14 protein-coding genes are annotated in these 13722 nt (G+C 68.0%); 10 read left to right on the top strand and 4 right to left on the bottom strand.

Annotation, left to right across the window (positions count from 1 at the left end; all coding sequences use genetic code 11):
* Nucleotides 1–266: 266 nt before the first annotated feature.
* Genes IAE41_RS15100 through IAE41_RS15085 form a run of 4 tightly spaced genes read left to right on the top strand, consistent with a single transcriptional unit; the run spans nt 267 to nt 3160 of the window.
* Nucleotides 267–845: a nitroreductase gene (locus IAE41_RS15100; protein WP_200733664.1), complete on the top strand. Its 579-nt coding sequence runs from the start codon at nt 267–269 to the stop codon at nt 843–845.
* On the top strand, nt 830–1819 hold the full coding sequence (locus IAE41_RS15095; RefSeq protein WP_200733674.1) for a 5'-3' exonuclease H3TH domain-containing protein: 990 nt from the start codon (nt 830–832) through the stop codon (nt 1817–1819). Before IAE41_RS15100 ends, IAE41_RS15095 begins: the two co-directional genes overlap by 16 nt.
* Entirely contained in the window at nt 1816–2370 is a 555-nt protein-coding gene (locus IAE41_RS15090; RefSeq protein ID WP_079220713.1) for an NUDIX hydrolase, read from the top strand. Before IAE41_RS15095 ends, IAE41_RS15090 begins: the two co-directional genes overlap by 4 nt.
* On the top strand, nt 2363–3160 hold the full coding sequence (locus IAE41_RS15085; protein ID WP_200733663.1) for an N-formylglutamate amidohydrolase: 798 nt from the start codon (nt 2363–2365) through the stop codon (nt 3158–3160). Before IAE41_RS15090 ends, IAE41_RS15085 begins: the two co-directional genes overlap by 8 nt.
* A 135-nt stretch (nt 3161–3295) precedes the next feature.
* Here IAE41_RS15085 and IAE41_RS15080 read toward each other — a convergent pair whose 3' ends face one another.
* Both IAE41_RS15080 and IAE41_RS15075 read right to left on the bottom strand, forming a co-directional pair.
* Nucleotides 3296–3796 carry a hypothetical protein gene (locus tag IAE41_RS15080; protein ID WP_234458600.1) on the bottom strand — a complete coding sequence of 167 codons (501 nt, stop codon included), beginning with the start codon at nt 3794–3796 and terminating at the stop codon, nt 3296–3298.
* 166 nt (nt 3797–3962) lie between these two features.
* On the bottom strand, nt 3963–5375 hold the full coding sequence (locus IAE41_RS15075) for an MFS transporter (RefSeq protein ID WP_200733673.1): 1413 nt from the start codon (nt 5373–5375) through the stop codon (nt 3963–3965).
* A 91-nt stretch (nt 5376–5466) separates the two neighbouring features.
* Here IAE41_RS15075 and IAE41_RS15070 point away from each other — a divergent pair, with 91 nt between their 5' ends.
* The gene (locus tag IAE41_RS15070) at nt 5467–6366 is read left to right on the top strand and encodes a LysR family transcriptional regulator (protein ID WP_234458599.1); all 900 of its coding nucleotides are present in this window, start codon (nt 5467–5469) and stop codon (nt 6364–6366) included.
* 89 nt (nt 6367–6455) lie between these two features.
* Here the strand turns inward: IAE41_RS15070 and pip are convergent, their stop codons facing one another.
* Together pip and prmC are read right to left on the bottom strand one after the other, a co-directional pair.
* Nucleotides 6456–7397 carry a prolyl aminopeptidase gene (gene pip, locus IAE41_RS15065; RefSeq protein WP_200733662.1) on the bottom strand — a complete coding sequence of 314 codons (942 nt, stop codon included), beginning with the start codon at nt 7395–7397 and terminating at the stop codon, nt 6456–6458.
* A gap of 48 nt (nt 7398–7445) precedes the next feature.
* Nucleotides 7446–8303: a peptide chain release factor N(5)-glutamine methyltransferase gene (prmC, locus tag IAE41_RS15060; protein WP_200733661.1), complete on the bottom strand. Its 858-nt coding sequence runs from the start codon at nt 8301–8303 to the stop codon at nt 7446–7448.
* Nucleotides 8304–8626: 323 nt separating this feature from the next.
* Between prmC and ahpC the strand changes: the two genes are divergently transcribed.
* The 5 genes from ahpC (at nt 8627) to IAE41_RS15035 (ending at nt 13585) form a co-directional block, all read left to right on the top strand.
* Nucleotides 8627–9190, top strand: coding sequence for an alkyl hydroperoxide reductase subunit C (gene ahpC / locus IAE41_RS15055; protein WP_079220707.1), 564 nt, complete (start codon nt 8627–8629; stop codon nt 9188–9190).
* Nucleotides 9191–9418: 228 nt separating this feature from the next.
* The gene (gene ahpF / locus IAE41_RS15050; protein WP_079220706.1) at nt 9419–11011 is read left to right on the top strand and encodes an alkyl hydroperoxide reductase subunit F; all 1593 of its coding nucleotides are present in this window, start codon (nt 9419–9421) and stop codon (nt 11009–11011) included.
* Between the two features lie 73 nt (nt 11012–11084).
* Complete coding sequence (locus tag IAE41_RS15045; RefSeq protein ID WP_200733660.1) at nt 11085–12050, top strand: LysR substrate-binding domain-containing protein; 966 nt, start codon at nt 11085–11087, stop codon at nt 12048–12050.
* Between the two features lie 123 nt (nt 12051–12173).
* Nucleotides 12174–12578 carry a nucleoside diphosphate kinase regulator gene (gene rnk / locus IAE41_RS15040; RefSeq protein ID WP_079220704.1) on the top strand — a complete coding sequence of 135 codons (405 nt, stop codon included), beginning with the start codon at nt 12174–12176 and terminating at the stop codon, nt 12576–12578.
* Nucleotides 12579–12628: 50 nt separating this feature from the next.
* The gene (locus tag IAE41_RS15035) at nt 12629–13585 is read left to right on the top strand and encodes a transaldolase (protein ID WP_200733659.1); all 957 of its coding nucleotides are present in this window, start codon (nt 12629–12631) and stop codon (nt 13583–13585) included.
* The last annotated feature ends 137 nt before the right edge of the window (nt 13586–13722 follow it).

Genomic DNA, 13722 nt, shown 5'->3' with positions numbered 1-13722 from the left:
CCATGTACCGGTACGTCGATGGTAGGCCGGCCAGCCCGTCACGGACAGTGAAACAGTCCTCACTTCAAACCTCACGACCGGCGGCCCGGCAAGACGGATATCCTAAGCCGTGCGGGGCCTGCGAGGCGAGGGGAAGCGCTCGCCGGTTGCCCGGCAGTGGCATGACGTTCATCACAGTTTGATATTCAGAGGGCAAACGCGACGCAGACAGCGTCACCAACCGCCCCGACTATAATCTTCAGCCCGTGATGACCGGTTCAGACTCCATGCCCGACCCCGCTGCCCTGCTCGCCCTCGACGCCCGCCGTTCGGTGCCCTCGCGGCAGCTGGGCGAGCCCGGCCCGGACCCGGCCACCCTGCTGCGCATGCTGCAGTCGGCCGTCCGCGTGCCCGACCACGGCAAACGCGTCCCGTTCCGCTTCCTGAAAATTGCCGGCGATGCCCGCCACGCACTGGGTGACTTCCTGGTCGAACGCAGCCGCCAGCGCGATCCGCAGGCCGGCGAGGCGGTCCTGGAGAAGGACCGCCAGCGCTTCAGCCACGCCCCCCTGGTGATCGTGGTGGTGGCCAGCCCGCGCCCGGCCCCGAAGGTGCCCGGGGAGGAACAGCTGATGACCGCCGGCTGCGTCTGCTTCGCCCTGCTGCAGGCTGCCCAGGCGCTGGGCTTCGGCGCGCAGTGGCTGACCGCGTGGATGGCCTTCGACCCCGCCGTGCATGCCCACCTGGGCCTGGCCGAGGGTGAAGGCATCGCTGGCTTCATCCATATCGGTACGCCGAAGGCCGAGGTACCCGAGCGCGAGCGCCCCGATGCCGCGGCCCTGCTGCAGGACTGGACCGGCCAGTGAGCGCCGTGAATGCCGTACCGCTGCCGCCGCCGCTGTACCTGGTGGATGCCAGCATCTATGTGTTCCGCGCCTGGCATTCGCTGCCGGACGAGTTCCAGGACAACCAGGGCTGGCCGACCAATGCCGTGCACGGGTTCGCCCGCTTCCTGCTGGACCTGCTCGAGCGCGAGCGCCCCCGGCACATCGCCATCGCCTTCGACGAGGCGCTGGACAGCGGTTTCCGCCACCGCCTGTACGCGGCCTACAAGGCCAACCGCGACCCGGCGCCGGAAGCGCTGAAGCGCCAGTTCGTGCACTGCAAGGCGCTGTGCGCGGCGCTGGGCCTGGTGGTGCTGGCGCACCATGACTACGAGGCCGACGACCTGATCGGCAGTGCCCTGCACCAGCACCGGCACAGCCATCGCGGGCTGATCATTTCCGCCGACAAGGACCTGTCGCAGCTGCTGCTGGACCACGACGAACAGTGGGACTACGCACGCAACCAGCGCTGGGACGTGGCCGGGGTGAAGGCGCGGCACGGCGTGCACGCGCACCAGATCGCCGATTACCTGGCGCTGTGTGGCGATGCGGTGGACAACATTCCCGGCGTCAGCGGCGTCGGCGCCAAATCGGCCGCGGTACTGCTGGCCCATTTCGGCAGCATGGACGCGCTGTACGAACGCCTGGACGAAGTGCCCTTCCTGCGCCTGCGCGGTGCCGCACAGATGGCCGTGCGCCTGCGCGAGCAGCGCGATCACGCCCAGCTCTGGCGGCAGCTGACCACCATTGCGCTGGATGCGCCGCTGGAAGGCAGCCAGCCCGGCCTGCTGCGCCAGCCGGCCGACCCCGAACTGCTGGGCGGCCTGTGCCAGGCGCTGCGTTTCGGCCCGCTGACGCGCCGCCGCCTGTTCAGCGCCGCCGGCGCGAACGATCCCGGTTCGGCCACTGCGGCCGGCCCAAACACTCCCCTTCCCTCCTCCAGCGAGCCCGCATGAGCCAGAGAAACACCGAAGCCCCGCGCGTCGTCTACGAAGGCAAGTACCAGCGCATGGTCGTGCGCGGCAGCTGGGAATACAGCGAACGCACCCATGCCGGCGGCCTGGCGGCGATCATCATCGCCGTCACCCCCGAGGACAACGTGCTGTTCGTCGAGCAGTTCCGCGTGCCGCTGCAGTCGGCGACCATCGAGATGCCGGCCGGCCTGGTCGGTGACATCAACGCGGGCGAGTCCATCGAGGTCTCGGCCGTACGCGAGCTGGAAGAAGAAACCGGCTGGACCGCCGAGCACGCCGAAGTGCTGATGATCGGCCCGACATCTTCCGGCGCCAGCAGCGAGCAGATCGCCTTCGTCCGCGCCACTGGCCTGCGCCGCATCGGCGAAGGCGGCGGCGATGACAGCGAAGACATCACCGTGCATGAGATTCCGCGTGCACAGGCTGCCGCCTGGCTGGTGCAGAAGATGGGCGAAGGCTACGCACTGGACGCCAAGCTCTGGGCCGGCCTGTGGATGATCGAGCACCACCTGGATGGACGCCCGCGTGGCTGACGCCGGCCTGCATGCAGTGCCGGCCCTGCTGGGCGCCGACGATCCTGCGATCTACACGATCCACCGCGCGCAGGGCGCATCACCGTTCCTGCTGCTGGCCGACCATGCCGGCCAGCAGGTGCCGCGCGCATTGAACGGCCTGGGCCTGCCGCAGGTAGAACTGGACCGCCACATTGGCTGGGACATCGGCATCGCCGGCACCACCCGCGCGCTGGCTGGGCTGCTGGATGCCTGGGCGATCGAACAGACCTATTCGCGGCTGCTGATCGACTGCAACCGGCCGCTGGCCTCGCCCACGCTGATCCCTGAAGTGAGTGACCACACCGTGGTGCCGGGCAACGCAGGGCTCTCGGCGGCACAGCGGCAGCAGCGCATCGACGCCATCCATGCGCCCTACCACGCGCGCATCGATGCCGAACTGGACGCGCGCCGCGATGGCGGCCGTCCCACCCTGCTGGTGATGATGCACAGCTTCACCCCGGCAATGAACGGCACGCCGCGGCCGTGGCACGCCGGCGTGCTGTACCACCAGGACACCCGCTTCGCCCAGGCGCTGCTGCAGGCACTGCGCGATGAGGGCGACCTGGTGGTGGGCGACAACGAACCGTATTCGGTCAGCAGCACCAGCGACTACGCGGTGCCGGTGCATGGCGAAGGCCGTGGCTTGGTGCATGTGGAACTGGAGATCCGCCAGGACCTGATTGCCGATGTGGCCGGGCAGCAGGCCTGGGCCGAGCGCCTGGCGCGGATTTTCAGCGCGTTGCAGCCAGGGTTGCTGGCGGCGGGGTGACCGTCATCCACGCATGGCGTGGATCTACTGCCGGGGTGACCGTCATCCACGCGACCGAAGCCCGGTAGCGCCGGGCCATGCCCGGCGAGCCGCATCGCGGCGGCGCAACGTAATGCCGCCGGGCATGGCCCGGCGCTACCGCAGGGTAGGCGCGTCCATCCACGCGAACGCCTTGAAGCCCTGCACCTGCACCGTCGCGCCGATGGCTTCGAACTGATCCTTGATGGCCTGCGCGCGGTTGCGATCCAGGGCTTGCCCCAGCAACAGCGGCAACGCTCGGCAGCGTGCCAGCGCCTCACCCACTGGTACCTCGTGCAGGTGGGCCACACGCTGTGCGGTCGCCTTCAGCTGATCGTCCGCGCAGGCCAGCAGCTGTAGATCGAACGAAGCAAAGATGCCTGCGCCAACGCCGGCATCACGCGCCGCCGCCCGATCTGCAGCGGTCGCCTCACCCAGCGCCTCGTCGATGCCTTCCACTTCCTGGAACGCATCGTACTCGTGGTAATGAACCAGCGCCTGCGCGTACTCGGCCAGGCTGGACAGGGGACGCTGCCGCTTCTGCACCTCAAGCACGTCGGCGAAGGTCGCCGGTTCGAGGTAGGTCGACAGCCCCAGCGCGCGCGCATCGGCCGGCACCTCCTGTCATCGTCGAAGGCGGTTTCCTCGTCGGGTGGCAACCAGAAGCGTGCCTGCAGCAGGTCACCGTCGGTGGCATGCACCCAGCCGAAGGACTCGTACACGCCATGGTTGTCGTTGCAGGCGGCGAACGCGTGCAGGGTCTGTTGCAGGTCCAGCAGTTCGATCATGCGTTGTTGGCCTGGCCATCGAGGGAACCGCAGTCTACCGCTGCCGGGCGCAGGCCCAGCGCGATGATCACGCCGAACAGGGCGAACAGCGCGGCGCCGTACTCGGCACGCACCAGCCCGGCCAGCGCGCTGGGCGAACCCGGAGCACCAGCGCCGGCATTGGCCACCATCACCAGCATCGCCAGGCCCAGCGCACCCCCGATCTGCTGCGCGGTGGCGGCCATGCCCGAGGCCACGCCCTGCTGCGCGGCCGGCACGCCCTGCCCGGCCACGATCCACATCGATGTCCAGGTCATGCCCTGGCCGATGCTCAGCACTACCACGCCCGGCAACAGCGGCCAGAAGTTCGCGGCGTACGGCAGGGTTGCCGCCACCCAGGCGATGCCGATGGCACCGGCCAGCTGGCCGAGCACCAGCACCTTGCGTGCGCTCCAGCGCTTCAGCGCCCACTCGGCCAGCTGGATGCCCACGGTGCACACCGCGGTGGCCGGCAGGAACGCCAGGCCGGCCTGCAGCGGGCTCCAACCGTAGCCGTCCTGGAAATACAGCGCCATGAAGTAGTACTGCACGCCATAGCTGCTCATGAAGGCGAAGGTGAGGCCGAGCGCGGCACGCAGGCCGGGCAGGCGCAGCAGCGCAAACTGCATCAGCGGGTCGCGGCTGCGCTGTTCGATCTGCACGAACGCCACCAGCAGCAGCGCCGAGAGCAGCAGGCACCCCAGCGTGGCCGGCGCGGTCCAGCCCCACTCCGGTCCCTGCACCAGGGTAGTCACCAGCAGGCTGCCGCCGAGGGTGACGGTGATGCAGCCGGCCAGGTCGAACGAGCGACCCTGCGCGCGCGGGCCATCGGCAGGCAGCCATGCACCGGCGGCAACGGCGCAGGCGGTGGCCAGCGGCACGATCACCGCCAGCACGGCCGGCCAGCCGAACGCCTGGGTCAGCACGCCACCGAGCAGGGTGCCCAGCGCCAGGCCGACGGCGCTGGCCATGCTCCAGATCGCCAGCGCGCGGTTGCGTACGGGGCCTTCGGCATACAGCGTGTTGATCAGGGCCAGCGTGGCCGGGAACAGCAGTGCGGCGCCGATGCCCTGCGCCGCGCGCGCGATGATCAGCAGGGTGGCGTTCGGCGCCAGCGCGCCCAGCAGCGAGGCCAGTGCGAACAGCAGCATGCCCAGCCGGTAGAAGCGGCGGCGGCCGATCAGGTCGGCGGCGCGGCCGCCCAGCAGCAGGCTGCCGCCGAAGGCCACGGTGTAGGCGCTGACCACCCACTGCAGCTGCTGCGCATTGATCTGCAGCGCGCGGCCCATGTCATGCAGGGCGACGAAGATGATGGTGGCGTCCAGGGCGATGATCAGCTGGGCGGTGGCCAGCAGGGTCAGCGCCCAGCGCGGGTACTTGAGTGGGGGCATCGGCGGCGGTGGATCGGTGGGGGAGCGCAGTCTCATTGATGCGGCGCCATCAATAAACCCCCGCGCGCCTATATCTGTCATGATTTTCGGCATGAATGGATCGTCATTGGACCTCAATGCCGTGCGCATGCTGGTGCAGGTGGCCGAGGCACGCAGCTTCACCGTGGCCGCAGGGCAGCTGGGGCTGAGCCAGTCCGGGCTGTCGCGCGCGATCAGCCGGCTGGAGGCCACGCTGGGGGTGAAGCTGCTGCAGCGGAACACCCGCAACGTGGCCCTGACCCCGGATGGCCGCCAGTTCGTCGACCAGGTGGCGCCGCTGCTGTGCGGCTTCGAGGATGCCGAGCGCCAGCTGGCCGATCGCCCGTGCACGCCGTCGGGCACGCTGAAGATCAGTGCGCCGTCGATGTTCGGGCGCAAGGTGCTGGTGCCGCTGCTGGGGCCGTTGCTGCAGCAGCATCCGCAGCTGCAGTTGGAGGCCGTGCTCAGTGACCGCCTGGTCGACCTGGTCGAGGAAGGCTTCGATGCAGCGCTGCGCACCGGCGTCATCGCCGACCAGCGCATCGTGGCGCGGCCGTTGCGGCCGCTGCGCTGGGTGACCGTGGCCAGCCCGGCCTATCTGGCCCGCTGTGGCACGCCGGCCGACATCGCCGCGCTGCATGACCATGCCTGCCTGGCGGTGCGCAACCTGCGCAGCGGGCGCGTGGTTGACTGGCAGTTCCTGCAGGAGGGCCACCTGCGCGATTTCACGCCGGCCACGCGGATGGTGTTCGACAGCGGCGACCCGCTGGTGGAAGCGGCCATCGCCGGCATCGGCATCGTGCAGGTGATGGATTTCGCCGTGGCCGATGCGTTGGCCGACGGCCGCCTGCAGCACGTGCTGCAGCCGTATGAGGGCCGCAGCCGCGCCTTGTCGCTGATCTATCCGCCGTCGCGGCAGCATTCGCCGAAGCTGCAGGTGCTGGCCGACGCGCTGCTGGCCGGAGACTGGTAGATCCACGCCATGCGTGGATGGGGTTCGGATACGCGGTCGAACCGGGGTCAGAGCCCTTTCCGTGGGAAAGGGATCCGACCCCGTGGGCATCAGGCGAAGCTGTCGGTGGCGCGCACCAGCGCGTCCACGTTTTCTGCTTCGAACGCCGAGTGGCCCGAGGCCGGGGTGATTTCCAGCTTCGCCTTCGGCCAGGCCTTGGTCAGGTCCCAGGCATTGGCCAGCGGGCAGACCACGTCGTAGCGGCCATGCACGATCACGCCGGGGATGTCGGCAATGCGGTGCGCGTCGCGCAGCAGCTGGTCTTCCACTTCGAAGAAGCCACCGTTGACGAAGTAGTGGTTCTCGATGCGGGCGAAGGCCAGCGCGAAGTGCGGGTCTTCGTGACTGTTGATGAAGTCGTCATCCACGTGCAGGAAGCTGGTCGCGCCTTCCCACACCGCCCAGGCCTTGGCCGCTTCCAGGCGCGTGGTTTCGTCTTCGCTGGTCAGGCGGCGGTGGAAGGCCGAGATCAGGTCGTGGCGCTCCACGGCCGGGATCGGCTTCAGGTAGTGCTCCCACGCATCCGGGAACAGGCGGTTGGCGCCTTCCTGGTAGAACCATTCCAGTTCCCAGCGGCGCAGCATGAAGATGCCGCGCAGGACCAGCTCGGTCACGCGCTGCGGATGCGTTTCGGCATAGGCCAGGGCCAGGGTCGAACCCCAGCTGCCGCCGAACACCTGCCAGCGGTCCACTTTCAGGTGCTCGCGCAGTTTTTCGATGTCGGCCACCAGATCCCAGGTGGTGTTGTCGACCAGGTCCGCGTGCGGGGTGGAACGGCCTGCGCCGCGCTGGTCGAACAGGATGATGCGGTACTTGGACGGGTCGTGGAACTGGCGCATCTTGTCGCTGCAGCCGCCACCCGGGCCACCGTGCAGCATCACCACCGGCTTGCCGTCCGGGTTGCCGCACTGTTCGAAGTACAGCGTGTGGCGGTCGTCCACCTGCAGGGTGCCGACGTCGTAGGGGGTGATGGCGGGATACAGCGTACGCATGCTTGCAGCTCCAGGGTGATGCCCTGCCGAGGCAGGAGAACCTCCATTCTAGGCCGGGCGCTGGCCCAGGGTGATGCGGTCGCGCTGCTCCAGGTCCCGTGCGGTCTGTACCTGCACGTAGCCGGCCAGTTCGAACAGCGCGCGGATCGCTTCGCCCTGGTCCCAGCCGTGCTCGATCAGCAGCCAGCCACCGGGCAGCAGGTGGGCCTGCCCCCCGGCGACGATGCGGCGGATGTCATCCAGCCCATCGGCGCCCGAAGCCAGCGCGGTGGCCGGCTCGAAACGCAGGTCGCCCTGCTGCAGGTGCGGGTCATCGCTGGCGATGTACGGCGGGTTGCTGGCAATCAGGTCAAAGCGCTGGCCCTGCAGCGGCGCGTACCAGTCGTGCCCGCCTTCGGCGAAGCGGACGTTGCCCAGTTCATGGCGGTCGGCATTGCGCGCGGCCATTGCCAAGGCGCCCGCGCTGGCATCGGTGGCCAATACCTGGGCCTGTGGGCGTTCGCTGGCCAGGGCCAGGGCGATCGCGCCGCTGCCGGTGCCGAGGTCGGCCACCTGCAGGTCGCGCTCCAGCGGCAGGCGCTCCAGCGCCAGTTCCACCAGCAGCTCGGTTTCCGGGCGTGGAATCAGGGTGGAGGGGTCGACGTCCAGGTCCAGCGTCCAGAAGCCGCGGCGGCCGGTCAGATAGGCCACCGGCTCACCAGCGACGCGGCGCGCCAGCAGGGTTTCGAAGGCGGCCAGATCGCTGGCGGGCAGCGGATCGGTGGCGTGCGCGAACAGCCAGCTGCGCGGTCGCTGCAGCACGTGCAGCAGCAGCAGTTCGGCCTCGTGACGGGCATCGATGCCACCCAGGCGGGCGCTGGCGTCGGCCACGGCCTGGCGCAGGGAGGGTTCGGGTTGAATGGACATCCGGCAATTGTAGAGCCGAGCCCGTGCTCGGCTGTTCCAAAGGCAGCCGAGCATGGGCTCGGCTCTACAAAAGCGGGAATCCATTCAGGTTAGATGGGGCGGGATAAGGAGGGGCTATCGGGCCATCTTCACGGCCCGCAGCGATTTTCCTTGTCATACAACGACTTGCAGGATGGTGGCGGCGAGATTCATGGCAGGCTCATCGCAATTCAATAGACTCCATCTATCGAATAGATGAAATCAATGCATTGTTCTTATCGACAATGAATCGGTAACCTAGCTCCTGTCGATTCACCCACTCCCCTTCACCCAGAGGAAAAACGATGTCCCTCATCAATACCCAGATCCAGCCGTTCGAAGCCAACGCCTACCACAACGGCGAGTTCATCAAGGTTTCCGATGCCAGCCTGAAGGGCCAGTGGTCCGTCCTGATCTTCATGCCGGCCGCCTTCACCTTCAACTGCCCGACCGAGATCGAAGACGCCGCCGAGCACTACGCGGAGTTCAAGAAGGCCGGTGCCGAGGTCTACATCGTCACCACCGACACGCACTTCTCGCACAAGGTGTGGCACGAAACCTCCCCGGCCGTCGGCAAGGCCCAGTTCCCGCTGGTCGGCGACCCGACCCACAAGCTGACCCGCGCCTTCGGCGTGCACATTGAGGAAGAAGGCCTGGCCCTGCGCGGCACCTTCATCATCAACCCGGAAGGCGTGATAAAGACCCTGGAGATCCACTCCAACGAGATCGCCCGTGACGTGTCCGAGACCCTGCGCAAGCTGAAGGCTGCCCAGTTCACCGCCGCCAACCCGAACCAGGTCTGCCCGGCCAAGTGGAAGGAAGGCGAGAAGACCCTGACCCCGTCGCTGGACCTGGTCGGCAAGATCTAAAGCGGTACCGGCCTGCCGCGGCCCCACGCCGCGGCGCGCCCCTCATCCCCGTGCCGGTCCCCCGCCGGCGTGGGGGTGAACCCAAGACAGCCGAGCAAGCAAGCCGCCGCTCGCCAGCCCCTTCCACAGCTGTCTCTGCTGCCTTGGGTTCACCCCTACCCCCTCGCTGGTCCGCTACCTTTTGCAGCGGTGCCACGCCCCCTGTTTGCCTGAAGCCAGGAGAAGACCATGTTGGACGCCAACCTGCAGTCGCAGCTGAAGACCTATCTGGAGCGCGTGACCCGCCCGATCCAGATCACCGCGCACGCCGATGACGGTGCCAAGTCGCAGGAAATGCTGGAACTGCTGCAGACCCTGGAAAGCCTGTCGGACAAGATCTCGCTGCAGGTCCTGCGCGACGGCCAGGGCCGCGTGCCGTCCTTCGACCTGGGCACCCCGGGCCAGGACATCCACCTGACCTTCGCCGGCCTGCCGATGGGCCACGAGTTCACCTCGCTGGTGCTGGCCCTGCTGCAGGTGGGCGGCCACCCCTCCAAGGCCACCGCCGAGCTGATCGAGCAGGTGCAGAACCTGGAAGGCGACTACCGTTTCGAAACCTACTTCTCGCTGTCGTGCCAGAACTGCCCCGACGTGGTGCAGGCGCTGAACCTGGCCGCCGTGCTCAACCCGCGCATCCAGCACGTGGCCATCGACGGCGCACTGTTCCAGGATGAAGTGGAGAAGCGCGAGATCATGTCCGTGCCCACCGTGTACCTCAACGGTGAAGTGTTCGACCAGGGCCGCATGACCCTCGAGCAGATCGTGGCCAAGCTGGACACCAACGCCGGCAAGCGCGAAGCGGAGAAGATCGCCGCCAAGGACGCCTTCGACGTGCTGGTGGTCGGCGGTGGCCCGGCCGGCGCTGCGGCCGCAATCTACGCCGCGCGCAAGGGCATCCGCACCGGCATCGCCGCCGAGCGTTTCGGTGGCCAGGTGCTGGACACCATGGCCATCGAGAACTTCATCTCGGTGAAGGAAACCGAGGGCCCGAAGCTGGCCACCGCGCTGGAGCAGCACGTGCGCGAGTACGAGGTGGACATCATGGACCTGCAGCGCGCCAGCGCACTGGTGCCGGCCGGCGAAGACGGCCTGGTGCAGGTGCAGCTGGAAAACGGTGCGGTGCTGAAGTCGCGCTCGGTCATCCTGTCCACCGGCGCACGCTGGCGGCAGATGAACGTGCCGGGCGAAGACCAGTACCGCAACAAGGGCGTGGCCTACTGCCCGCACTGCGATGGCCCGCTGTTCAAGGGCAAGCGCGTGGCGGTGATCGGCGGCGGCAACTCCGGCGTGGAAGCGGCCATCGACCTTGCCGGCATCGTGTCGCATGTCACCTTGCTGGAGTTCGATTCCAGCCTGCGCGCCGATGAAGTGCTGCAGAAGAAGCTGCGCAGCCTGGGCAACGTGACCGTGCTGACCAGCGCGCAGACCACCGAAGTGCTCGGCGATGGCAGCCGCGTCACCGGCCTGGTCTACAAGGATCGCGTCGGTGGCGACGCGCACCGGGTGGAACTGGAAGGCATCTTCGTGCAGATCGGCCTGCTGCCCAACACCGAGTGGCTGAAGGACACCGTGGCACTGTCGCCGCGTGGCGAGATCGTCATTGATGACCGCGGGCAGACCAACCTGCCGGGCGTGTTCGCCGCAGGCGATTGCACCACGGTACCCTACAAGCAGATCATCATCGCCATGGGCGCCGGTTCCACCGCGGCACTGAGCGCCTTCGACCACCTGATCCGTTCGTCCGTGACCAAGGGCAGCGGCGCAGTGGCCGAGGCGGCCTGATCACGCGTTCCCAGGTCATCGGGGGCACCATTGCCTGCTGGGTAAGCCGGTCCGTTACCCCTGGGGTCTGAGGATGAACCTTCGCGATCTGAAATACCTGGTGGCCCTGGCCGATCACAAGCACTTCGGCCGGGCCGCCGCGTCCTGTTTCGTCAGCCAGCCCACGCTGTCCACCCAGATCCGCAAGCTGGAAGAAGAGCTGGGCGTGCCGCTGGTGGAACGCGCACCACGCAAGGTGATGCTGACCCCCGCCGGGCAGGAAGCGGCGATGCGTGCTCGGGTGATCGTGTCCGAAGTGGAACAACTGAAGGAAGCGGCGCGACGCAGCCGCGATCCGGAAGCCGGTACGGTGCGCCTGGGGATCTTCCCGACCCTGGGCCCGTACCTGCTGCCGCATGTGATCCCGCGCATCCGCGACCGCTTCCCCGAGCTGGAACTGCTGCTGGTCGAGGAAAAGAGCGACGTGCTGCTGGAACGCCTGCGCGAGGGCAAGCTGGACGCTGCGCTGCTGGCGTTGCCGGTCATCGACGATCAGCTGCATGCCGAGTTCCTGTTCGAGGAACCCTTCCTGCTGGCCGTCTCCGGCCGCCACCCGCTGGCCCGCCGCGAGCACCTGGACGTGCAGGAGCTGGCCACGCAGAAGCTGCTGCTGCTGGAAGACGGCCATTGCCTGCGTGACCAGGCGCTGGAAGTGTGCCGCCTGTTCGGTGCCAACGAGAAATCCGAATTCCGCGCCACCAGCCTGGAAACACTGCGGCAGATGGTCGCTGCCGACGTGGGCATTACCCTGCTGCCGAGCCTGTCGGTGCAGCCACCGGTGCCGCGCTCGAACAACATCCGCCTGCTCGACTTCACCGGCGAAGGCCGCCCAAGCCGGCGCATCGCCATGGTCTGGCGGCGCAGCTCGGCCATGCATGGCTTCCTGCTGGAGCTGGCCGATCAGTTCAAGCGCCTGCCGCAGGCCCTGTTCACCCTGGATACCGAGGGCGTGCCCGCCGGCGAAGCGCCGAACGTGTCGGGCCCGCTGCTGAACGGCTGAGCCGGGAGAACCGGCCCGCCGCTGCGGCGGGAGTCGATTCCGGCCGCATTTGTCCCCACAATACAGTCAGGCGGCGCCAGGTGGTGCCGCCTTTTGCATGGCTTTCAATCAAGGAGCACCACCATGAACACCGCCAGCGGCCTGCCGCCGTCCATTACTGTGTCGACCTTCGACATGGACCGCCTCGAGGCCATGCTTGATTCGCCTGCGCTGAGCCAGACGCCTGCCGCGCTCGCGCTTGCCGAAGAACTCAACCGGGCCACCGTGCTGGCGCCGGACCAGATTCCCGAAGGCATCGTCATGATGCATTCGCGCGTGGAGTGCGAAGATGAAGTGTCGGGCGAGACGCATGTCCTGACCCTGGTCTTCCCCCGCGAAGCCAACGTCGATGAAGGCAAGGTGTCCGTGCTGGCCCCGGTCGGCAGCGCCCTGCTTGGCCTGGCGATCGGCCAGAGCATCGATTGGAACGCGCCCGGCGGCCGCAAGCTGCGCCTGCGCGTGACTGCGGTCCACAACGACCGTCCCTGATTACCGCTGCGCATCGCGCGCGATTCGATTTCCCTGCACCAGGAGCCGTAATGAGTACCCCGTCCAAACTGTCCCAGCTGCGCGAACTGTCGGTGGTTGTCGCCGATACCGGTGACTACGACGCGATCAAGCGCCTGCAGCCGGTGGATTGCACCACCAACCCGACCCTGGTGAAGAAGGCGCTGGACCTGCCGGTCTATGCCGAGCTGATCGAACGCGAACTGGCCTGGGGCCGCCAGCAGGATGGCGACCGCGAGGCGGTGGTGCACGCTGTGGCCGACCGCCTGACCATCGGCGTCGGCGCGCTGCTGAGCACCCTGGTGCCGGGCCGCGTGTCCACCGAAGTGGATGCCGACCAGGCCCACGACACCGCCGCCACCGTGGCCAAGGCCCGCCAGTTCATCCAGATGTACGCCGATGCCGGCGTGCCGCGCGAGAAGATCCTGATCAAGATCGCCGCGACCTGGGAAGGTGTGGAAGCCGCGCGCATCCTGCAGGCCGAAGGCATCGACTGCAACCTGACCCTGATCTTCAACCCGACCCAGGCCTTGGCCTGCAGCGAAGCCGGCGCGTTCCTGATCTCGCCGTTCGTCGGCCGCATCCTGGACTGGTACGTGGCCAACGGCCAGGCCCCGGCCAACATCGACGAAGACCCGGGCGTGAAGTTCGTGCGCGGCGTGTATGCCGAATTCAAGCGCCGCGGTTCGCCGACGGTGGTGATGGGCGCCTCGTTCCGTTCGACCGCGCAGATCGAAGCGCTGGCCGGCTGCGACCGCCTGACGATTTCGCCGGACCTGCTGGAGAAGCTGGACGCCGACCACGGCGAGCTGCCGCGCAAGCTGGTGGCCGGTGCGGCCGACGGCGTGGCCGTGACCCCGATCGACGCGGCGAAGTTCGCGGCGGATCTGGCGGCGGACCCGATGGCGACCGAGAAGCTGGCGACGGGTATCGATGCATTCGCCAAGGACCTGCAGGCGCTGCGCGAGCGGATCCGTTCGGAACTGTGATTGCGGCGAACGGCTGAGCCCCTCGTGGCGGGGGGCTGGGTCGCGGAGAGCGGGTCATGAGGTTGGCAGGGTGGGTAGGCCGGGCAGGGGACGCTGCAAGTACGTCCATGTAAGCTCGGTCGCCGCATCCATGCGGC

The sequence above is a fragment of the Stenotrophomonas sp. S39 genome (assembly GCF_016624665.1).
In the GTDB taxonomy this organism is placed as follows: Bacteria; Pseudomonadota; Gammaproteobacteria; order Xanthomonadales; family Xanthomonadaceae; genus Stenotrophomonas.
Note: the sequence above shows the minus strand (reverse complement) of the source record. Positions and strands in the feature narration are given on the sequence as shown.